This is a genomic window from Bacillus sp. S2(2024), assembly GCF_050474045.1.
GTDB lineage: Bacteria > Bacillota > Bacilli > Bacillales > Bacillaceae_G > Bacillus_A > Bacillus_A yunxiaonensis.
In genome coordinates, this window is sequence record NZ_JBFLUS010000003.1 from 3663122 (window position 1) to 3684755 (window position 21634).

Consider the following 21634-nt stretch of genomic DNA (forward strand, 5'->3'; position numbering starts at 1 on the left):
AGTCCACAACAAATTTATTATAGCAAAAAACGATCCGTTATACTATGATAACAGAAAAACTGATAGGGTCAATTCCCTACCAGTTTATCCGTTTATTCCACTATATAAAATTAACTCTCCACCACCTCAACATTCTGCAAAAAACAACGCAGTTACATGAGGGATGAACTTCCTAATTATATAGTTTCACTTTATTCCATGTTTTCTTTTTTTTGCAATTGAACACGCTCTAAGCGTGGATTTGGACGATATTTACGTCCTGCTTTCGCTTCCGGTTTTCCGTTCAATTCTACGTTATCACCTGTGAAGCCAATGTTCATTTTTAATAAGCTGCTGCCGACGCCATAAATATCAACTGGAACATTTTGTGCTTCAAATTCACGAATTCGTTTTTCATCAAATCCACCGCTCACTACGATATTCACATGTTGGAACCCTTCATCATCTAATGCTTTTCGAAGCGCAAAGATAAGAGACGGATTCACACCGCGCGGATCAAATGTGCCAAGCACTTCTGGATGACGAATAAAGTGTTGATCAATCATCGTACGAGATGTATCTACACGTACTCCTTTTAGCTCTGATCCAAATTCATGTGCCACGCGAAGTGCATCTGTAATCACATCGTTATTGTAATCAATTAGTACAACTAACTCATCTTCTGGAAACTTTTTATGGTATGCTTTTGCCGCTTCCACAACATCACCGTTAAACATTTGAATTAAAGCGTGAGGCATTGTTCCCATGCCGCTTTTACCCCACCATTCATTCATCGCATGCGTTGCTTGCGCGCTCATACCACCGATATAAGCCGCATAACCATCACCAGCTTGTTGCGTATAATGGTCATCGCGATCTCCCATGAAAATAACCGGTTTCTCTTTCTCACCGCTGCGCGCAGCTTGTACAACGTTATACACATTTGTCGCAACAGAAGTGCGGCGTGCTAAAATACCATCAATCACACCTTCTAAATAACCGAAATACTCATACGGTCCGCGAATCGTTAATACTGTTTCAAACGGATTAACTTTATCCCCATCTTTTAAAGAATAAATTTCAAGCTCTTCAGGATGCTCTGCAAATGTTTGTAATAAAGCAAGTATTTCATCTGTTCCGCATAATACAGCATGTTCCTTTTGGAAAAATTGCATTGTCACAATGCTTCCTGTTCGAAATTCTTTAATAATATCACGAGTTTTTAAGAAATAAACCGCAGAAAACCATCCTTCGCCAACGCGCTCATCAAACTTGAACGTCTTGTTTGTTAGTCGATTTATTTCACCTTGTAATTTTAATTCGATTTCTTTCATGTCGCTATACTCCCTACTTTACTATCCAACGTTTTCTCTTAGTATACAGCAAAACCTTTTCTTATACATGTATATCCTGCATCGCAGCAAATTCATCTTCTGTAATAAGGACATCTCTTGGTTTGGTTCCGCGTGCTTCTGAAATAATCCCTTGCGCTTCCATGTCTTCAATAAGACGAGCTGCACGGTTATAACCAATGCGGAATCTTCGCTGTACAGAAGACGTGGACGCTCCCCCTTGTTCTACAACAAATTGACATGCCTCAAAGAACAACTCATCTTCGGATTCTTGCTGTTCTGTTTTTGCCAATAAGTCTTCTTGATGGAATAAATAATTTGGCTTCATTTGACGCTTCGCATGCGCAACAGACTTTTCAATCTCTTCATCTGAAACGTACACCCCTTGCACACGAACCGGTTTTGACGTTCCATTATCTAAAAATAGCATATCACCACGGCCAAGCAATTTCTCAGCTCCGCCAATATCAATAATTGTACGTGAGTCTACTTGCGATGACACTGTAAAAGCAATTCGCGTTGGAATGTTCGATTTAATCAATCCTGTAATAACATCTACAGATGGACGCTGCGTCGCTACTAATAAATGAATTCCGCACGCTCTTGCTTTTTGGGCAATCCGGCAAATCGCTTCTTCCACATCACCCGGTGCAACCATCATTAAATCCGCTAGCTCATCAATGACAATGACGATGTACGGTAACGTCTCACCTGGAATTTCTTGTTCGTTCATAATTGTATTGTAACGTGTTAAATCGCGTGCACCTGCATGCGCAAACAATTCATAACGCCGTTCCATTTCTTCTACTGCCCACTTTAAGGCTGCCGTGGCCGCTTTTACATCCGTAATAACCGGTGCAACAAGGTGTGGCACCGAGTTGTACGGCGCAAGTTCAACCATCTTCGGATCGATGAGCATCAGCTTTACTTCATGTGGCTTCGCTTTATATAAAATACTTGTTAAAATCGCATTAATACATACGCTTTTTCCTGATCCTGTTGCCCCTGCAATTAAACCGTGGGGCATTTTTCGAATATCTGTCACAATTGGTGTGCCTGAAATATCAAGGCCAAGTGCAACTGTAAGCGGTGATTCGCTTTTCGTAAACACTGGGCTTCTTAAAATTTCACGAAGAAATACTGCTTTACTCTCTTTATTCGGCACTTCAATTCCAACTGCACTTTTCCCTGGAATCGGCGCCTCAATTCGAATATCACGAGCAGCCAAGTTTAGTTTAATATCGTCACTTAAATTCGTAATTTTGTTTACTTTCACACCAGGTTCTGGCTGTACTTCAAAACGAGTTACAGCTGGACCTTGCGTCACGTTCACTACTTTTGCACCAACATGGAAATTATGGAATGTCGTATTTAACAGCTCTTTTTGTTCCTCTAACCACTCAGCATCATTTGTCGCTGGATGACTTGGGATATTTAAAAGTGTTAATGGTGGAAACTCATATGTTGGCGGTGCCTGTAAGACGTTACGAATATCTTGTTCTGTTTCTACAACAACTCGGTGCGTCATCTCTTCTTGCACTGGTTGTTTCACTGCCGGCGGTTCCATATTTTGTTTTTGCTCAGTCACATTATGTGAAGGAGCAGGTTGTGGCGGCATTGCTGCGCGGCGCTTTGCTTCTAACATCTGTTTATCTTGCTTCAACATCACTACATTAAACGGAACAAAACGTTTCTTCTCACGTTTCGGTTCTTGCATCGAATCTATTTTGCGCTGCTCTGTTTTTACTTTATTCTGTTCAGCAATTGTATTTTGTTTTTCCTCTGTTTCTTCTATTAATACATTTACAAAGGCTTGTACAGCTTGCTGTGTTTGTTCATTAGCTTGAATCGGTTCTAGACTTTGCTCTTGAACGAAACTTTCAGTAACTACTGCTTCCGCTTCATTAGCTTCAAGTACTTCTTCTGTTATTGAAAATACTTCCTTGAACTCTTCAGCTTCAAATATTTCTTCTGTATAGGACTCTTCCATTTCTGAAGATAACTCTACTTCTTCTATTTCCTCAAACTCTTCAGCTTCTAGTGTCGCTTCTTGTACATCCGACTCTTCCATTTCTGAAGATACTTCTACTTCTTCTATTTCCTCAAACTCTTCAGCTTCTAGTGTCGCTTCTTGTACATCCGACTCTTCCATCTCTGAAGATAACTCTACCTCTTCTGTTTCTTCAAACTCTTCAGCTTCTTGTATCGCTTCTTGTACATCCGACTCTTCCATCTCTGAAGATAACTCTACCTCTTCTGTTTCTTCAAACTCTTCAGCTTCTTGTACATCCGACCCTTCCATCTCTGAAGATACTTCTACTTCTTTTGTTTCCTCAAACTCTTCAGCTTCTAGTGTCGCTTCTTGTACATCCGACTCTTCCATCTCTGAAGATAACTCTACCTCTTCTGTTTCTTCAAACTCTTCAGCTTCTTGTATCGCTTCTTGTACATCCGACTCTTCCACCTCTGAAGATAACTCTACCTCTTCTGTTTCTTCAAACTCTTCAGCTTCTTGTACATCCGACTCTTCCATCTCTGAAGATATTTCTACTTCTTCTGTTTCTTCAAACTCTTCAACTTCTGGTGTTTCTCCTTGTACATCGGACTCTTCCATCTCTGAAGATATTTCTACCTCTTCTGTTTCTTCAAACTCTTCAGCTTCTAGTGTCGCTTCTTGTACATCCGATTCTTCCAGCCCTGAAGATAACTCTACTTCTTTTGTTTCTTCAAACTCTTCAACTTCTGGTGTTTCTCCTTGTACATCGGATTCTTCCAGCCCTGAAGATAACTCTACTCCTTTTGTTTCCTCAAACTCTTCAGCTTCTAGTGTCGCTTCTTGTACATCCGATTCTTCCAGCCCTGAAGATAACTCTACTTCTTTTGTTTCTTCAAACTCTTCAACTTCTGGTGTTTCTCCTTGTACATCCGATTCTTCCAGCCCTGAAGATAACTCTACTTCTTTTGTTTCTTCAAACTCTTCAACTTCTGGTGTTTCTCCTTGTACATCGGATTCTTCCATTTCTGAAGATAACTCTACTTCTTTTGTTTCCTCTGGCTCTTCAACTTTTAATGTATCTTCTTGAATAACAGGTTCTTCTATTCTCTCAACTTCTTCTTTCATTTCAAATTCTGTCTCTACTGCAATAGACTCATGTAATTCATTTTCACCTTGAGCCGCAATTGCTTCATTTTCAAATGAATGGATTTGCTGAATAGAATCTCCCTTTAACACCACAGCCTCTTCGCGCATATTCACCTGTTCTGCCTCACGATTATGTAGCACTGCTTCATCGAATGTTGCATCATTTTGCACAGGTGCAAGTTCTGCTTCATTTTTCTCTAACCATGTATCAACAACAGACTTCTTAACTTCTGCTTTCTCTTGCTTTGCGTTCGCTTCAATCCGTGTAAATTCTACCTGATTTTGTTCTGGTAGAACATCTTGTGATGATTCATAAAACGCATAGCCATTCTTCTCAAACCATGCATCAACAACTGCTTTTCCTTCTATTGATATCTCAATATCTTCTCGTTGTTGTTTCCTACTTTCGGTATGTTCTTGTCTCCCTACTTCCGGGCGTTTATACCCAAAAATCGGAGAAACTACTTCTGTTGGACGAAACGGTCTTCGATGACTTTCTTCTACAGAAGTAGGCTTTGCTTCCGTTACCTCTTGAATAATCGGTTCTAACCGTGTCTCTTTTTGTATTTCTTCTACTCGTCTTGATTGTCGTCTTTCTCGAATTGGTATTTCTTGTATAGCACGCTCCCCTATACGAGGCGATTTCATTGTGTTCTCCTCAAATCCTCCATCAGGAATTAATGGAAAACGAAAATTCTTGCTCGCATGCGGCTTAGACACTTGCAGCTCATCTTCTCGTTTATTAGAGTAGTAGTTTACACGAGGAGTGTGCGAAGTAACCTTTTTCTCTACAGGAGTCTCTATTTCTCTCAATACTGTTGCTTCATTTTCTTCCTCTTTTTTAAAAAGCTTTTTCATCCAATCTAGCATGCTTACCACTCTTTCTACTAAATAGTAACACCCTTTATTGTATCAGCATTCGGCAAAAAGTGCAGATGAAATTACTTTCAAATTATTTACAGAAAAATATAAAAAGATTACAAAATGAAAACGGTTTTATATGATAGAAACAATTCTTATGTACTTCATACCACTCCCCTTATCACATTTTCTAGATTTTAACTAATCTGCTTTATAAATATAATTACTTTCAAAACTTCTCTAAAAAAAATAGCCTCATCATACGATGAGGCTATCTTCCTTCTTAATCCCGCTCTAACGGGTAATATATTTAGAACTTAAACTCTTGTCCAACTTCATAGCTGTCTTCTAGTACAAGAATTCCTTTTTCCTGCGGAGCATCTGGAAGCTCTAATTCACGTGCTGAGCAAATCATACCTGAAGATGGAATACCGCGAAGCTCTGCTGGTTTAATTAACATACCGCTTGGCATTACTGCACCGATTTTCGCAACGACTACTTTTTGACCTGCGTCAACGTTTGGTGCACCGCATACGATTTGTAATGTTTCTGTTCCAACTTCTACTTTACATACATTTAATTTATCCGCATTTGGATGTTTTTCTTTTTCGGCTATGTAACCAACCACAAATTTTGGAGAAAGATCTGCTTCTACTTTTTCTGTAAAATCGTTCTTTGCTAAAATTTCATTGATCTTTTCCACAAGCTCTTTCGTTAATGTAAGATTGCCTGTTTCTGTTACTTCCATATAAGAAGAAGCATTAAAAATGTTGAAGCCTGCTGTTACATTGCTTTCACGATCGAAAACGCGCGCTACATCTCCTTTACGCTCAAATGTACGGTTTTCTAATGTAATATCTTGCAGGGCAACAATTAATGTATCCCCAATACCTTCAAGGTTATAAAAAACGTTCACTTTGTTCATCCTTTCTCTTTTTCACTTCGTTCCTTCCGATTTTTCGCCAAAATAAAGATTGGTTCGAAATTACCATCCTCATATACGAATGAAAGTGATGTAATCGGAACATGACCTTCTGCAAAAAACTTCATTGTCATTTGTGCAATAATATCATAACCGATTTTGTTCACGATATCAGCAACTATTAATACATCTTGATGCGGAACCGCAACAACCATATCACCTGAAATTTGTTTACGCATGTCTCGTAATAACGCATCGTTTAAAATACGGCTCGCGTCATAGCCATCATTTGTATTTAAGAAATAAAACGTATTTCCAGCGACTTCATCTCGCTTAAAATCAGCACGTAAAGAACGAACGTTGAACAATGCCATTTCACGCACTTGTTCTTCTGTCATTCCAAGTTTTTGCAGCAAATGCTGATCAATAAGGCGATATGTTTTATCTGAATCTAATGCATAATAAATACGCGTTTCTGCTGTATGCTCTGTCATAACAAACTGATTTCCTTCTTCCGCTTCTCTCGGAAAGGACGTTGAACGAATAACAGGCAAAATCTTCGCCGTATTTTTTACTTCTTTATGCATCGCAACAAGCGCTTCTTCTACGTAATATACAACTTCTTCAATCGCCTTCTCTTCCTTTACCTCCCACTTCGCTACGATACCTGGAAGAGAAACAGTAATTCCCTTTTTCGTATCTGTCTGCTCAATGCGAAGCGTCTCCTTTTCACTATCGTATTGAAAACTCCACTCTGCTCTTTCAAGGCGCTTCATGAGCTCATCTTTCATCTTTTTACTCGTCATTTTCATATGATGTACCTCCCTTCCGAAAAAAACAACCTCCACATGTGAAGATAGAGGTTGTTTTTCGCATTGTAATTGACTGGAAACAGTTTATCCCTAAGGATCCCTCAAGGAAAATCGAGGAGATAACTACCCGTAAAAGCCCGATTGGGCGGGCTTTCCATCAGTGGGGGAACCCCTCCACTGATGGAAGTTTCACTTTATTTTAAGCCTTCAATAAACTCTTCAATTTGCTCTTGTGTTTTACGATCTTTGTTTACGTAACGGCCAATTTCTTCTCCCTTATTGTAAGCGACAAAGCTTGGAATACCAAATACGTCTAATTTGATGCATAAGTCGATATATTCATCACGGTCTACATAATAGAAAGAGAACTCGCTATATTTTTCTTCTACTTCCGGCATAAATGGATCGATAAAACGGCAATCTGGGCACCAATCTGCTGAGAATAAAAAGATCACTTTCTCTTCGTTTTTTAATTCTTGAAATTGCTCCATGCTTTCTAATGCTTTCATCTATTGTTCCTCCCTAAAAAAGAAGTATGTATTTACTAATCTAATCTTAATTTATATATAAATCCATTTTGATTTATATATAAGTCGTTGCTATGCAGATCAAAACATGACCGCTACTTGCTTGCTACTTTTGTTTTAACCCTTGCACGTGGCTGAAAAAGACCATGACCGCTTCTATGCACGGCCCGATACTCTCGTCCATCTAAAAAGAAAGAGTTTTTTTAATTTGTATTTATATACTACCATACATGAAATACGGTGCAAGGTTTATGCTTCATTTCTGTCATACATATATTGTCCAACTAATAGCTTCACAACATGCACAAACAAATCCGTTCGATCTACATAATTGTTTGTAAAAATGCCGATTGCTCCTTCATGGCTGCGAATGTCATGCCGCTTTGTATAGTCTTCCATTACTTCGCTTAATTCTTTTCCTTCTTCAAGAGGTTGAATAAATTCATCTAGCAGCTTGATACGTGCTCCGCCTGCGGTAAATAACTTTCCTTCGTTCGTCGCTAAAGCACCCCAGTTACACATAAACAAGCCATGCTCTGTGTGCATCACACCGCCTTCTAAACCAATTCCAATATCTGCTTTTCCTTCTGCTAATGCTAATTTTGCCCGGTTACTTGCCCCCTGCAGCGTTTCTTCATCAGAAAATGGCTGAGCTGATACATGAGATGGTACAGACAATGAAATCATTTCAGCATCTGATAACACTTGCTGAACAGCATTTACTTTGGTTTGATTTTTTGATCCAACGGCTACTTTCACTGTTAAACCTCCTAATTTAAAAAGAAAAGGCCACATTTGGCCTTTTCTATATTAAACATTTTGTTTAATTGTTTCAAATGTTGTTTTATCTGTTGCTTTTACTAAATGAATCAGTAATTCTTTCGCTGCTGCGTAGTCATCAATATGTAAAATTGACGCATGTGTATGAATGTAACGAGCACATACACCAATAACAGCTGATGGTACACCAGAGTTACTTGTATGTACGCGTCCTGCATCTGTACCGCCTTGTGATACAAAGTACTGATACGGAATGTTATGCGTTTCTGCTGTATCTAAAATAAATTCACGAATTCCGCGGTGTGTCACCATAGTACGATCATACAAACGAAGCACAGCACCTTTTCCGATTTGACCAAACTGTGTTTTATCTCCTGATGCATCGTTTGCTGGGCCTGCATCTAACGCATAGAAAATGTCTGGTTGAATCATATTTGCTGCTGTTTGTGCACCGCGAAGGCCGACTTCTTCTTGTACAGTTGCACCGGAATATAGCGTGTTTGGCAATTTTTCATCTTTTAACTCTTTTAACAATTCAATCGCAAGACCGCAGCCATAACGGTTATCCCAAGCTTTCGCCATAATTTTCTTTGGATTTGCCATTGGTGTAAACGGACAAATTGGCACAATTTGTTGACCCGGTTTCACGCCAATTTCATGTGCTTCCTCAGGACTATCTGCACCGATATCAATTAACATATTTTTTATATCCATTGGTCTCGCGCGTTGTTCGTCACTTAATAAATGAGGAGGAACAGAACCTACTACACCGATAATTGGTCCATTGTCTGTCATAATTTGTACGCGCTGCGCTAGTAACACTTGACTCCACCAGCCGCCTAATGTTTGAAAACGAACCATTCCGTTTTTCGTAATTTGCGTTACCATAAAACCAACTTCGTCCATATGACCAGCTACAAGAACACGCGGTCCATTTTCGTCACCCTTTTTTAAGCCGAAGATACTTCCTAAACGATCTTGCACAATCTCATCTGAGTATTTGCTTAGTTCTTGCTTCATAAAACGACGCACATCATGCTCAAATCCAGAAGCGCCTTGCAGCTCTGTTAACGTACGAAATAGTTCCATTGTCTCTTTATTCATCACGGTATCCTTCCTTCAATCCAATAATAGAATCACTCCTTTCATTGTAACGAAATTTTCGAAATCTTTCTAGTTTCTTCTTTTTTCATGTAAATTGATTTATAATTATGAAGATGAACTTTTTATAGGATAGAGGTGAATACATGAACTGGAAAAGCTTATTAGCGGGTGTTGGTTTAGGATTCGCAGCGGGATATGTTGTTGCAAATAAAGTACAAGAACAAGCCCACATTTCTTCTGAAAAAGCATTAAAAATGGTGAAACAAGCATTAAGTCATAAAGGTGAAATTACAGGTTCTTGGGTGCATATGGTACCTGAGACATTTGAAAAATATGATGTTACTTACGATGTATACCGCGGTGGTATTACAACATTATTAAACGATGTACAAGAACGATTTGAATTTTTAGTAGATGCAAAAACAGGTACAATCTTAGAAGTAAAAGTTGCTTAATCAAAAGGGTGTAGAATTATTTCTGCACCCTTTACTTATTACATCCATATATCGGTGAATTTACAATATTCAACATGAATGTACTGTTATATTCTTTCAATAATTGTTGCTGTTGACATCCCGTGCCCAATACAAATCGTAAGTAGTCCATATCTTCCATTTTTTCTTTCCAGTTCATGAAGAAGGGAAGTCATCAATTTCACACCTGTTGCTCCAAGCGGATGCCCTAATGCAATAGCACCGCCATTCACATTTACCTTATGTAAATCTGCTTCCATTTCTTTTTGCCATGCAAGAACAACAGAAGCGAATGCTTCATTAATTTCTACTAAGTCCATATCATGAATCGTTAAGTTTGATTTTTGCAGTACTTTTTTCGTTGCTGGAATAACTCCAGTAAGTCCCATTGTAGGATCTGAGCCAACAACAACTTGATTCACAATTCGCGCCCTTGCTTTATATCCTAACTCTTTCGCCTTTTCACTATCCATTAAAAGAATCGCTGCTGCCCCATCACTAATTTGACTTGCATTTCCTGCTGTAATCGATCCGTCCTCCTTGAACACAGCCTTTAAATTTGCCAATGCTTCAAGAGAAGTATTCGCTCTCGGTCCTTCATCATTTATAACGAGTATTGCATTTCCTTCTTTATCTATCCCATCTACTGGTACAATTTCTCGCTTAAAGTAGCCTGCTTCTATTGCCTGTAGTGCACGCTGATGACTTTCAAAGGCATAACTATCTAACTGTTCTCTTGTAATTCCATATTTTTCAGCAATCATTTCTGCTGATACACCTTGATGTACAATTTCATATTTTTCATGAAGACTATTTGGAATTGTATTTGCATTTCCATCGCTTAAAATTGGCACTTTCGTCATATGCTCAACACCAGCAGCAATGGTAATATCCATATCCCCAGATTTAATTTCTTGCGCTGCAAAATGGATCGCTTGTTGCCCCGAACCACAAAGACGGTTAATCGTTACGGCAGGAACTGTAATCGGGAAATTTGCTTCTAGTGCGGCAAGTCTACCAATATTAAAAGCTTGCTCAGCAATCGGCGTCACACATCCCATTACAATATCTTCTACAATTCCTTTTTCGATATTTGCACGTTTTGTAACTTCATTCAGCGCCACCGCTGCAAGTTGCACTGGATGTAGTTCACGAAAAGCACCATTTCTTTTTCCAACTGGAGTGCGTACTGCTTCAACAATAACGACTTCTCGACTCATATTTTCTCTCCCACTTTCCCTTTTTGATAATCATAGAATCCTTTTCCTGTTTTCCGGCCAAGATGGCCTGCCTCTACCAACTTTACAAGTGTTTGCGGAGCGCGGAATCTATCACCAAACGCTTCGCTTAAACCTTGACTTGCAAATAACAACGTATCTAATCCAACATAATCCGCTAACTCAAACGGGCCCACCGGATAGTTCAAGCCGAGTTTAATGGCTTTATCGATTTCCTCTTTACTGCCTACACCTTCTTCATACATACGCATACACTCTAACAAATGCACTGCAATTGCTCTTGAAGTGACAAATCCTTGCACATCTTTCACAACAACTGTTTCTTTTCCAATCTCTTCTGCTAACTCTTTCACTGCTTGTATTGTATGTTCCTCTGTATCAACCCCTTTCACAATTTCAATGAGCTTCATAACAGGTGCTGGATTAAACCAATGCATTCCCACCACTTTCTCTGAGCGGTTTGTCGCGCTTGCAATCGCAGTTACACTTAATTCAGATGTATTTGTTGCAAGAATCGTAGACTTAGAGGTATAAGTATCTAGTTGTTTAAAAATCTCTTTTTTCAGCTGTAAATTTTCAGGTGCGGCTTCAATTACAAGCTCTACCTCTTTACATGCTTCCTCTAACGTAATGGTAGAAACAATGTTAGCGAGAACTTGATCTTTGTCTTCTTCACTCATACGCCCGGCTTTCACAAAGCGATCCAAACTTGCGGTAATTCCCTTATATGCTTTTTGTAAACTTTCTTCCGAGACATCATACATTTTCACACACTTTCCGCCCATCGCTAATGACTGCACAATGCCACTTCCCATAATTCCAGCACCGATTACTGCAATATTTTGAATCATCGTTTCTCCTCCCCTTCTTCTTTCAGCATCACAAACCCATATTTTTCGCAATAATACTTTTCATAATTTCATTTGTTCCGGCATAAATCGCACTTACTGGAATATCTCGGTAACGCCTTGCAATCTCGTATTCTTCCATATATCCATAGCCGCCGTGCAGTTGCATGCACTCTGCCGCGACTTTCTTCGCAAGATCTGTTAACCACCACTTCGCCATCGATACTTTCGTTACAATGTTTTCACCATGCATATGTGCTCTAATGCATTCATCAATAAACGTGCGACCAATTTCAATTTCTGTATACATTTCGGCAAGCCTGAATTGAACAGTTTGAAAATCACTAATACTCTTTCCGAATGCTTTTCGCTCTTTTACATATTCCTTTGTTAAACCCAGCATCACTTCTGCTGCAGTTATAGCTGCAATCGCGACAACGAGGCGCTCTTGCTGTAATTTGTCCATTAAATAGTAAAAACCTTTTCCTTCTTCCCCTAACAAATTAGAAACAGGAACTTTCACATCTTCAAAAATGAGTTCCGCTGTATCTTGACTATGTAATCCAACCTTTTCTAGTTTTCTTCCCCTCTTAAACCCTTCCATTCCTCTCTCCAAAACGAGTAAACTCATTCCTTTATGCGCTGGCTTTACAGTAGAATCCGTCTTACAAACAACAACAACCAAATCTGCATGAATACCATTTGTAATAAATGTTTTTTCTCCATTTACAACATAATGATCCCCTTCTTTACGTGCCGTTGCGCGAATACCAGCTAAATCAGAACCTGCTCCCGGCTCTGTCATCGCAATTGCAGTAATGTATTCACCGCTCACACATTTTGGAAGCCAGCGTTTCTTTTGTTCTTCTGTTCCATATGCTGTTAAATAAGGAACGACAATATCATTATGGAGACCAATTCCTACTAAACTCGAACCAACCTTTTCTAGCTCTTCGTTTATCACAGCTGAATATCCAAAATCTGCTCCAGCTCCGCCATATTTCTCCTCAACCATCGGGCAAAGAAAGCCATTTTGGCCCATTTTCTCCCATAAGGACCGCGGAATAATACCGTCTTTCTCCCATTGGTTATAGTGCGGATACGCTTCCTTTTCTAAAAATTTACGGAAAGCATCACGGAAAATGTAATGCTCCTCTTCCAAATATGCATGCTTCATCGTCTTCTCTCCTTATTTTTTCACCTCTGTCCCTTCACTACGTAAAATAAACTTTTGAATTTTCCCGCTCGCATTTCTCGGTAACTGCTCCGTAAATACATACCGGCGCGGGCGTTTATAATCAGCGAGTGTATCGCTTTGTTTACAATATTCGTCTAGCATTTCTTCTGTAAGAGACTCATCTTTCGAAACGATATAAGCAACGACGCGCTGTCCCCACAACTCATCCTTCTCTCCAAGCACCGCAACGTCTAAAACACTTTCATGCGTATACAAAAAGTCCTCTACCTCGCGCGGGTAAATATTCTCACCACCGCTCACAACCATATCATCAACGCGGTCTGCAACGTATAAATACCCATCTCTATCTACATAACCTAAATCGCTCGAATGGTACCACCCTTTATATAAAGCCTTTTCCGTTGCTTCTTTATTGTTGTGATATCCAGCCATCATACATGAGCCTCTCATAATAATTTCTCCAATTTCATATGGCGGTAACCGATCGTCAGGCTCAGATGGTCCATCATCATTCGGACGAACAATGCGAACCTCATGGTTATATCCAGCCTTTCCTGCTGAACCAACTTTCGAAAGCTGCTCATGCTCACGTAAAAACGTAACGGCTGGTCCCATTTCTGTCATTCCGTAAGCTTGTACTAACGAAACATTCAACTTTTCATCGCAAGCTTTTACAAGTGCAGGTGCCATTGAAGCCGCTCCGTATAAACCGTATTGAAGCGATGATAAATCATATTGTGATAAATCTTCTTGCAGCATCATATTCCACATTGTCGGTGCGGCAAACATAACCGTTACCTTTTCACTTTGAATCGTCTCCAAAACAAGCTTTGCATCAAAATGATGAAGAATAATATTGGTCGCACCGCTATGTACCCTCGGAATAAAGCAGCAATGGAGCTCCGCACAATGAAACATCGGCGCTGTTACAAGGCCGCGGCTTTTTTCCGTGTAATGTAAATAGGCAACGCCCATCAAACTTTGATCAATAATCTCTCGATGACGATGAAGTACACCTTTTGGGTGCCCTGTTGTTCCGCTTGTATACATAATGGAACAAATGTCATCTTCTTTTACTTCTACGTTTTCAAAATGTGACGTGCTACTAGATATTTTTTCTTCATAAGAAACAGAAAATGATGGCTGATCTTGATCGATGTACCAGAACTGAATGTGAGGAAATTGTGTATGAATGCTTTGTACTTGGGAGGATAGTTGCTGTTCAAAAAGTACGATTTTAGGAGAAGCGTCTTCTAATATGTAGACAAGTTCTTGCGGTTTTAACCGAAAATTAATTGGATTGAATACAGCTCCAATTTTTGCACAGGCAAAACATGTCGTTGCCAGCGCACTACTATTAAAAAGAAATGTCGAAACGCGGTCACCCTTTTGTATCCCGCTTTGTTGAAGTGCATGAGCAAGTTTGTTTACCTGCTCGTTCCATTCTGCATACGTCCAGCGAATCTGTTTTTCCGGCTCAACAATTGCTTCCTTATTCGAATAACTTTCAACCGTTAATTCCAGCAGTTTCCCAATGGTCATATACACGATATATTCCCCCTCCTCATGTGTTAAAACGCTTTCATTTTTTGTTATCTTCTTATCAAAAATGAAATAGCTTACGGTTATTATAACAATTTTCACAATGTTTTAAGAGTGAATATTTCGACAAATAGAGACAACTACTATTTGCTTTGATAGTTAAAAAAGCTAAACAAATAGCAGTTGACTTGTTCATCAAATGCTTCGCTTAGGAATAATTAGACTTATATTTGTTACTTCCAGGAAGTTTCTTAATGTTGTTCCAAGCTTCAATCGCTTCTTCACGACTTTTTCCTTTATTGTTTGAATCTGCGAAAAAGTCACGAGTAAATTGATTGTATTCAAATTGAGGAGCAAGTTGTCTTTTATATAATGGGTCTTTCTTTCGCTCTTCTTCTTCATACCAAGCAGCTACAACATCACGATATGTTTTTCCTACATTATGTTTAAAATAGTTTTGAATATAGGTGGAAAAATGAAACTTAGGACTAATCGATGTTTTAAAAAAAGCTCTTACCTCTTGACTACAACGATGATTTTCCGTAATAACTGTATCAAGACTCAAGTTACCTTGTACTTGCGGTTTTGTCTTATCTTTGGGCTTTCTCAATGGTTTTTTAATCTCTCCAGTCTGAAGAAATGTTTCAATTCTATCTGCAATCTCTACTTTAGAGCCAGATGTACTTATTCCATTTTCCCTACAAAATAATTGCAATTCTTCTTTTAACCAATAAAAATCTTTAAAGTCTCGAATAGAAATATCCTTTGTAAGATTCGGTCTCACTCCTAACACCTCCATATATACTTCATTCAACATATAACGTAAGTTCTTAATATAAAATTTAAACATAAAATAAAATTGTTCAAACTCCTGTTAGTTCTCATTACTATAAGTAACCCTAATAAAAAAGAGCTTGTTTTGAAAAAGATTCGTTCAAACAAGCTCTAAACGTATTTTATTGGTAAAATAATCCTCACTATTAGTTTAACCGAACAACTTTCTCTTCCGCTAATCGTCTTTCTTTTTTCGGAGAGTAACTAATCCCTACAAACACTAGCAAAATTCCAATAAGTTGATAGACATCAGGACGGTAATGCAAAATAGTAACATCCAATAATATTGCAACAATTGGATCAACAAAGACTAAAATAGCAATTGTTTGAGCCTTTAATTCTCGCAAACTACTGAAAAACAAATAAAACACAAATCCTGTATGAATGAATCCTGTAACAAGGATATAAATCCAATTTTCAATGGTGAGATGCATAAACTTTGACCAATCTACGAATGGAATCAATAATAAAACACCGAGACTTGTTTGAATAACAGTTGTTAGCAGCGGGCTAAGTGTTTGAATGCCTTTTCCCGTAATTGAAGTAAGAGCATAAAAGAATGCTGCTGCAAACGCCCATAAAACGCCTGTAGATAAAAATCCAGCAACGGTTGTATGTTGATGAATCCCTCCAACTAACAGTGTTCCTAAAAAGCAAACAAAGAAAAATATCAATCCTGTTCCTGTTATTTTTTCTTTAAAGATAAAAGAACCTAGTAAAAGCACAATAACAGGAGCTAAATGATAAATAGATATTGCCACAGTAATGGGCATTACTTCAATAGAGCGAAAGAAAAAGACCCAGTTTATAATAAGAAACACACCACATAGTAAAGCAAGTAAGTACTCCCGGCGCAGAATAAAACTTTTATGCGGCTGTTTTGTTGTTAATGTGCGAAATCCCCATATTGCTCCTAAAAGAATACTTGCACAGAGGCAACGTACAAAAACCAATTCAATCGATGGGAGACCTGTTTTTATCGAAAATAAACCGATTGAACCAAAGATAGCCATAGAGACGGCAAATTTTAGTTTTGCATACATCTAATTCCCCTCCAAAGTCGTTATAATTATAACAACTCTTGTTTTATGGTAAAAAACAGCTTTATGCTAAGCTGTTTTTTCCTGTCATGACATGAATTAAATCTTCCCTCGTCTTCCATAGCCCCTCTAGCTTTTCAGGACCGTATGCAGTTGTAATCTCTTCTACCATAATGTCGTGCCTAATATATTCAGTAGCAATCAGAACGAGGGCTGGATCAGTTGACTTCACAGCCCACTCTGAACCTCTGTCGCTAAATTTAGCAATCAGAGCTTCTTCCTCATCTCGAATAAGAATGGTCAAATATCCGCCCATACGTTTACTCACAATGTCTGGTGCCATGTAATTATGATGATACGTGTGCCCCAGCGTCTTATCTTCAGCTCCGAATAAAACCGTAAAAATGGGGATCGATCCTTCTTTCTCTCGAACAGCTTTTTCAATGTCTTTCACAATAGGAGACCAAATCGATAGCCAAAGTTCTTTGTTTGCAGATCGAATCATCGAAATCATTTCTTGAACAATATGTTCATACTGAACAATTCTAGTCACAACGTCCACTTTCTGATCACTTTCTAACGTTGTGAGAGAAGATTCCAGCACTTCTAATGATGTATTCATCTCTTCTTTCAACCTAGCAAGCAATTGCTTCGGTTCAACAGGTTTATAGACAATCGGATCAGAAGGAACAGTTTGAATTGCCCCTTTATCAAGTAATTTTCCTAATACCTCATAAATCATTGAGCGCGGGACGCCAGAACGCTTACTTAATTCATACCCCGTGATGGCAGGTGATTTCAATAAACCTATGTAGGCCTTACACTCGTATTTTGAAAATCCATGTTTTTGCAATTCGGTAATTGCTTTCTCTTCCATAAGCCCTCCCGATAGTAGTTATTATATTAACTACTATAAATCATCCAATGTTAATTGTCTATAATTTCAGATAATTAGAACATAAAAAAGTATCGATCAGTGTAGACCGATACTTTTACTCATATGAACTATCTTTTCCTTTATACATCGGCTTCATATGGATGTTTGCAAATCGAAATTTATCCACATGTATCACTGCTTTCTTTTCTTCAACAGCTGCATCATGCTTTTTCTGCTGGATAGGAATAAACCTTGTATTGTACTGCTCTTTTATTCCTTGAATCATAAAATTTAAAACAAAAATCGATATTGCAAAAGCTACTAACGGCGCCAATATAATCCATGGTGCTGTTAATAATTCATTTTTATTTAATCCGATTAATCCAGACCATTCATTTGTAAGAGAAAATGTAGCGGAACCACTCTCATCCTGCACTACTTTTCTTCCACCAATTAATACTTTAAAAAAGCCCATATGTATGAGTAGTGTAAATAGCTGAACAGCTTGTTGCAGAAAAAGAATCACAAGAATTTCTTTCAAATACAACCAAATATGCTTTCGAAACAAATGCATTTTTCTAGCACCGAGCACAATGGAACTTGTAATATAGTCTTTTTTCATAAAAAGGTTAATCTCTTGGCTAATATAAAGAATGATATTTGGCAATGTGACGATGCAAAGAATAAGAAATTGTTTAATAACAATAGCTTCCTTAAAGCCTGTCTGCTCGCTTTTCACCATCAATGGTAACATAAACAAAATAACTAAAATAACTGTCGGAACATAGAAATATACCTTACATACTTTTTCAATGAACTTTTGTACTAAAGGTGGTGTATATGCTAATAAACTACCCAATAATGTTCCTAATACAAGCTGAATAAAACAGATTCCAAACACAAATAAAATAGTAAACTTTGCGCCAATAATGAGTTTAAAGAATAGGTTATATCCACTTCGATCTGATCCAAACGGAGGCATCAGAAAAGGATTAAACGGTGCACTTTGCGAAACATTACCGTTACCATCTTTTATTAACAATTGTGTTTGAGAATACAAATCTTTTCCGTACCATGTAAATAAAAAACTAACTAACACAAGTCCTCCGAAAAAAGAAAGGCCTATCCAAAAGCGTTTAGAATGGATCATACTATTTTTCATTTGCAAGTCCTCCTGTTCTACGCTTCACTTGGAAATGAGCAATTGTAAACACAAAATAGAACGGAATAAACAACAAGAGCATCCACCATGCTAATGATAAAGGAGTGAAAACACCTGGCTTTAAAATAAATAACATATATCCATTTATATTGAAGGCAGCCTCCACAAGCAAAAGACTTGAAATCATAAATAGAAAAGTAGATTGTAAATGATTTAGCAAATGATAAATTACATTTCGAAACAAATGAACAAATAAAATATATTTTCTACTTAACCCCTTTGCACGGGCAAATTCTACATACGGCTTATTCTGTTCATCTAATAAAAATAAAACCATAATGCGGAAAAAGTGGAGAGCAGGTACAATGCTCATCGTAACGATAGGTAAAAAATATGCTTGTTTACTACCGAATGCGTAAATATTTACAAAATTTAGCCCTGTTTGTTTAAATACCCAGACAAAAAATATTTGCAGCATGAAGATTAATAACAAATCAGGAATAGATTCAATCAACACTAAACATCGCTCAATTGCTTTTTTCACTTTCAAAGAAGATAATACATAACAAAAGGAAAGACATGTCGCAATTAAAACTGTTAAACAAGTAGATGCTAGTAGAATAAGCCCTGAATAGATATACGGCTTCCGAATCATATCCCAAAAAGAAACTTGGCGCATAGCCATAGGATTTACAGCATCTCCTGGGATAAACACCTTTTGTAAAAACATAGTAAAACTAAGAGGATAGTTCTCTAAAAAACCAAACGGCGCATAACTAATAACAATAATAACAATGATGCAAATGCAAAATTCTATACATTTCTCAATGAAAAATCCCTTCATCTTGAATCTCCTTGCGTCATTATTTACAATATCAAATGAGTTAAATAGTTGTTAGCCATTAAGCTATCTCCTAATGACTAACAATCTTTCATTATACTTCGCTCGGTACTTCTACTTCTTCACGTTCTAATTTTTCTACCATATGCCCCTCTTCGTCCCATTTCACCGCACGATAATATGCATCGTGGTAGAACGTAAACCACGCTTTCTGCTCTGTTCCGTATTTCATCCATTTTTGTTTATTATCAATTGATGTCATTGGATAATCATCATAGGCCATGACCCACAGTACATTTTGATGCGCATGTGTTGGTAGTAAATCTGCTAAATGAAGTAATGTTTCACCTTTACTTTGCGCAACAACAACCGCATGTCCATCACTATGACCGCCTGTATGAGCCATTCGAATTTCATCTGTAACGTTTACTTCTTCCGTAAACAGCTGTACTTGATGTACAATTGGCTCCCAATTCTCTTTCCAATATGTATTGCGTGAGCGGATATTCGGATTTCTCATTTCGTCCCATTCTGTTTGTGATACATATATTTTTGCATTTGGAAACATCGGAACAAGCTTTTCACCTTCCCATTTCGTTAAACCAGATGCATGATCAAAATGAAGATGCGTCATAAGAACATACTGAATATCTTCCGCTTTCAAACCAAGTTGAGCGAGTGATTGTTCAACAGACGACTCTTCAGTCACCCCTTGATTTCGCTTCATTTTCTCATTCATTTTATTGTTTCCTATACCTGAATCTATGAGCATATTTCCATCTTTCGTTTGTAGCAGCAATGGATCCGTTCGTAAATAAATTTGATTTTTATCGTTATGGCTATATTTGCGTGACCAAAGTGTTTTCGGTACAACGCCGAACATTGCCCCGCCATCTAAATGCGTATTTCCTCCTCGCAACCATGTCACCTGTATATCTCCAATTTGTAGATATTCCATTTTTTGTATCCCCCTTTTCTTTTTATGTTATCATATAATTCAGAAAAAATAGTTTGTCAAAGTAAAAAAGGAGCCATTTTTATGATTAAAGGACTATACGAAGCACATCTTCCTGTTAGTAATCTAGAAACATCTATCGCATTCTATGAGTCATTAGGTTTAAAACTATATAAAAAGCATGAAACCGTAGCCTTCTTTTGGATTGTAGAAGGACAAAGCTGGTTAGGACTTTGGGAAGGAAATGAATATCAAACAAAGTACCATCCTTCCCTTAGACATATAGCTTTTCAAGTAGATTTGAATGATTTAGAGCATGCGATTGAATGGTTAAAAGAAAAAGGAATACAAGCACGGAAAGATTTTGGAATGGAGCCTATCGAACCAATTGTATTTCCAAATCAAGCACATGCCGCGGTATATTTCGATGACCCTGATGGCAATAGTTTAGAACTGATTGCTCGCCTTCCTTTTGAGTTAGACAGAACGGATAAAATGTACTTAAGCGAATGGAAGGACATAAATAAAACGCGGAAGGGAGCACATCTATGAAACTAACAAATGAACAAGACATCATTCAATTAGTAAAAGAAGATCCGTGGATGATGAACATATTACAAACTGCTAAACAATTACATTTACCCGATTGGTGGGTATGCGCTGGATTTGTCCGTTCAAAAATATGGGACACTCTGCACGGATTTGAAGAAAGAACCCACCTTCCAGATGTTGATGTTATTTATTTTGATGCAGAAAATATTGATGAGTTGGAAGAAAAGAGATACGAACAACGACTGCTCAATATGTCTCCAAACATACCGTGGTCTGTAAAAAACGAAGCAAGAATGAACATCATTAACAACATGCCGCCCTATTCTTCGTCCGTAGATGCTATTTCAAAATTCCCAGAAACGGCAACGGCGCTAGGTTTGAAGCTGAATGAAATGAATGAGGTTGTATTAGTTGCTCCTTGGGGCATACAAGATGTGATTAACTTGGAGCTAAGACCGACTCCTTATTTTGAAAAAACAGAAGAACTTTCAAAAATTTATGAAGAACGCTTACTTAAGAAGAAGTGGGAGGAGAAATGGAGTAAGGTGAAGGTTTTTATCCTCTAAACTTTATATAGGAGAATGAAAAACGCTAT

20 protein-coding genes are annotated in these 21634 nt (G+C 38.0%); 3 read left to right on the forward strand and 17 right to left on the reverse strand.

Going from position 1 to position 21634, the window contains the following annotated elements:
- Positions 1-191 precede the first annotated feature (191 nt).
- The 7 genes from AB1284_RS18560 to AB1284_RS18590 all read right to left on the reverse strand — a co-directional run bounded on the left by AB1284_RS18560 (position 192) and on the right by AB1284_RS18590 (position 9479).
- Positions 192-1313, reverse strand: coding sequence for a nicotinate phosphoribosyltransferase (locus AB1284_RS18560; protein WP_429753531.1), 1122 nt, complete (start codon positions 1311-1313; stop codon positions 192-194).
- A 61-nt stretch (positions 1314-1374) separates the two neighbouring features.
- Positions 1375-5343 (reverse strand): DNA translocase FtsK, encoded by a 3969-nt coding sequence (locus AB1284_RS18565; protein WP_429753530.1) that lies wholly within the window; start codon positions 5341-5343, stop codon positions 1375-1377.
- Positions 5344-5644: 301 nt separating this feature from the next.
- Positions 5645-6259, reverse strand: coding sequence for a YtpR family tRNA-binding protein (gene ytpR / locus AB1284_RS18570; protein ID WP_429753529.1), 615 nt, complete (start codon positions 6257-6259; stop codon positions 5645-5647).
- Entirely contained in the window at positions 6256-7068 is an 813-nt protein-coding gene (locus AB1284_RS18575) for a DUF1444 domain-containing protein (protein ID WP_429753528.1), read from the reverse strand. The genes ytpR and AB1284_RS18575 overlap by 4 nt, the downstream gene beginning before the upstream one ends.
- A 194-nt stretch (positions 7069-7262) precedes the next feature.
- Positions 7263-7577, reverse strand: coding sequence for a thioredoxin family protein (locus tag AB1284_RS18580; RefSeq protein ID WP_098918480.1), 315 nt, complete (start codon positions 7575-7577; stop codon positions 7263-7265).
- A gap of 267 nt (positions 7578-7844) precedes the next feature.
- Positions 7845-8354 (reverse strand): DUF84 family protein, encoded by a 510-nt coding sequence (locus AB1284_RS18585; protein WP_429753527.1) that lies wholly within the window; start codon positions 8352-8354, stop codon positions 7845-7847.
- Positions 8355-8405: 51 nt separating this feature from the next.
- Positions 8406-9479 (reverse strand): M42 family metallopeptidase, encoded by a 1074-nt coding sequence (locus AB1284_RS18590; protein WP_429753526.1) that lies wholly within the window; start codon positions 9477-9479, stop codon positions 8406-8408.
- Positions 9480-9622: 143 nt separating this feature from the next.
- Between AB1284_RS18590 and AB1284_RS18595 the strand changes: the two genes are divergently transcribed.
- Positions 9623-9934 carry a PepSY domain-containing protein gene (locus AB1284_RS18595; protein WP_429753525.1) on the forward strand — a complete coding sequence of 104 codons (312 nt, stop codon included), beginning with the start codon at positions 9623-9625 and terminating at the stop codon, positions 9932-9934.
- 86 nt (positions 9935-10020) lie between these two features.
- Here AB1284_RS18595 and AB1284_RS18600 read toward each other — a convergent pair whose 3' ends face one another.
- From AB1284_RS18600 to AB1284_RS18645, 10 genes are all read right to left on the reverse strand, one after another.
- Positions 10021-11172: a thiolase family protein gene (locus AB1284_RS18600; protein ID WP_429753524.1), complete on the reverse strand. Its 1152-nt coding sequence runs from the start codon at positions 11170-11172 to the stop codon at positions 10021-10023.
- Positions 11169-12041: a 3-hydroxyacyl-CoA dehydrogenase family protein gene (locus AB1284_RS18605; RefSeq protein WP_429753523.1), complete on the reverse strand. Its 873-nt coding sequence runs from the start codon at positions 12039-12041 to the stop codon at positions 11169-11171. The genes AB1284_RS18600 and AB1284_RS18605 overlap by 4 nt, the downstream gene beginning before the upstream one ends.
- Before the next feature lie 28 nt (positions 12042-12069).
- A complete protein-coding gene (locus AB1284_RS18610) occupies positions 12070-13215 on the reverse strand; it encodes an acyl-CoA dehydrogenase family protein (protein WP_429753522.1) in 1146 nt (381 codons plus the stop codon).
- 12 nt (positions 13216-13227) lie between these two features.
- Positions 13228-14784 carry a fatty acid--CoA ligase gene (locus tag AB1284_RS18615; RefSeq protein ID WP_429753521.1) on the reverse strand — a complete coding sequence of 519 codons (1557 nt, stop codon included), beginning with the start codon at positions 14782-14784 and terminating at the stop codon, positions 13228-13230.
- A gap of 202 nt (positions 14785-14986) precedes the next feature.
- Positions 14987-15562, reverse strand: a complete 576-nt coding sequence (locus AB1284_RS18620; protein ID WP_429753520.1) for a DUF6434 domain-containing protein — start codon at positions 15560-15562, stop codon at positions 14987-14989.
- Between the two features lie 196 nt (positions 15563-15758).
- Positions 15759-16655, reverse strand: coding sequence for a DMT family transporter (locus tag AB1284_RS18625; protein WP_429753519.1), 897 nt, complete (start codon positions 16653-16655; stop codon positions 15759-15761).
- Between the two features lie 61 nt (positions 16656-16716).
- Complete coding sequence (locus tag AB1284_RS18630) at positions 16717-17529, reverse strand: TrmB family transcriptional regulator (RefSeq protein ID WP_429753518.1); 813 nt, start codon at positions 17527-17529, stop codon at positions 16717-16719.
- A gap of 115 nt (positions 17530-17644) precedes the next feature.
- Positions 17645-18691 (reverse strand): ABC transporter permease subunit, encoded by a 1047-nt coding sequence (locus AB1284_RS18635; protein ID WP_429753517.1) that lies wholly within the window; start codon positions 18689-18691, stop codon positions 17645-17647.
- Positions 18681-19535 carry an ABC transporter permease subunit gene (locus AB1284_RS18640; protein ID WP_429753516.1) on the reverse strand — a complete coding sequence of 285 codons (855 nt, stop codon included), beginning with the start codon at positions 19533-19535 and terminating at the stop codon, positions 18681-18683. Before AB1284_RS18640 ends, AB1284_RS18635 begins: the two co-directional genes overlap by 11 nt.
- 91 nt (positions 19536-19626) lie before the next feature.
- Positions 19627-20490: a YtnP family quorum-quenching lactonase gene (locus AB1284_RS18645; protein WP_429753515.1), complete on the reverse strand. Its 864-nt coding sequence runs from the start codon at positions 20488-20490 to the stop codon at positions 19627-19629.
- A gap of 81 nt (positions 20491-20571) precedes the next feature.
- Here AB1284_RS18645 and AB1284_RS18650 point away from each other — a divergent pair, with 81 nt between their 5' ends.
- Together AB1284_RS18650 and AB1284_RS18655 are read left to right on the forward strand one after the other, a co-directional pair.
- Positions 20572-21039, forward strand: coding sequence for a VOC family protein (locus tag AB1284_RS18650; protein ID WP_429753514.1), 468 nt, complete (start codon positions 20572-20574; stop codon positions 21037-21039).
- Positions 21036-21605 (forward strand): nucleotidyltransferase family protein, encoded by a 570-nt coding sequence (locus tag AB1284_RS18655; RefSeq protein WP_429753513.1) that lies wholly within the window; start codon positions 21036-21038, stop codon positions 21603-21605. Before AB1284_RS18650 ends, AB1284_RS18655 begins: the two co-directional genes overlap by 4 nt.
- Positions 21606-21634: the final 29 nt, after the last annotated feature.

What these genes read in the sequence shown, in the direction of transcription:
- AB1284_RS18560 (WP_429753531.1), bottom strand. Translation starts at nt 1,313, where the DNA reads ATGAAAGAAATCGAATTAAAATTACAAGGTGAAATAAATCGACTAACA.
- AB1284_RS18565 (WP_429753530.1), bottom strand. Translation starts at nt 5,343, where the DNA reads ATGCTAGATTGGATGAAAAAGCTTTTTAAAAAAGAGGAAGAAAATGAA.
- ytpR (WP_429753529.1), bottom strand. Translation starts at nt 6,259, where the DNA reads ATGAACAAAGTGAACGTTTTTTATAACCTTGAAGGTATTGGGGATACA.
- AB1284_RS18575 (WP_429753528.1), bottom strand. Translation starts at nt 7,068, where the DNA reads ATGAAAATGACGAGTAAAAAGATGAAAGATGAGCTCATGAAGCGCCTT.
- AB1284_RS18580 (WP_098918480.1), bottom strand. Translation starts at nt 7,577, where the DNA reads ATGAAAGCATTAGAAAGCATGGAGCAATTTCAAGAATTAAAAAACGAA.
- AB1284_RS18590 (WP_429753526.1), bottom strand. Translation starts at nt 9,479, where the DNA reads ATGAATAAAGAGACAATGGAACTATTTCGTACGTTAACAGAGCTGCAA.
- AB1284_RS18595 (WP_429753525.1), top strand. Translation starts at nt 9,623, where the DNA reads ATGAACTGGAAAAGCTTATTAGCGGGTGTTGGTTTAGGATTCGCAGCG.
- AB1284_RS18600 (WP_429753524.1), bottom strand. Translation starts at nt 11,172, where the DNA reads ATGAGTCGAGAAGTCGTTATTGTTGAAGCAGTACGCACTCCAGTTGGA.
- AB1284_RS18605 (WP_429753523.1), bottom strand. Translation starts at nt 12,041, where the DNA reads ATGATTCAAAATATTGCAGTAATCGGTGCTGGAATTATGGGAAGTGGC.
- AB1284_RS18610 (WP_429753522.1), bottom strand. Translation starts at nt 13,215, where the DNA reads ATGAAGCATGCATATTTGGAAGAGGAGCATTACATTTTCCGTGATGCT.
- AB1284_RS18625 (WP_429753519.1), bottom strand. Translation starts at nt 16,655, where the DNA reads ATGTATGCAAAACTAAAATTTGCCGTCTCTATGGCTATCTTTGGTTCA.
- AB1284_RS18630 (WP_429753518.1), bottom strand. Translation starts at nt 17,529, where the DNA reads ATGGAAGAGAAAGCAATTACCGAATTGCAAAAACATGGATTTTCAAAA.
- AB1284_RS18635 (WP_429753517.1), bottom strand. Translation starts at nt 18,691, where the DNA reads ATGAAAAATAGTATGATCCATTCTAAACGCTTTTGGATAGGCCTTTCT.
- AB1284_RS18640 (WP_429753516.1), bottom strand. Translation starts at nt 19,535, where the DNA reads ATGAAGGGATTTTTCATTGAGAAATGTATAGAATTTTGCATTTGCATC.
- AB1284_RS18645 (WP_429753515.1), bottom strand. Translation starts at nt 20,490, where the DNA reads ATGGAATATCTACAAATTGGAGATATACAGGTGACATGGTTGCGAGGA.
- AB1284_RS18650 (WP_429753514.1), top strand. Translation starts at nt 20,572, where the DNA reads ATGATTAAAGGACTATACGAAGCACATCTTCCTGTTAGTAATCTAGAA.
- AB1284_RS18655 (WP_429753513.1), top strand. Translation starts at nt 21,036, where the DNA reads ATGAAACTAACAAATGAACAAGACATCATTCAATTAGTAAAAGAAGAT.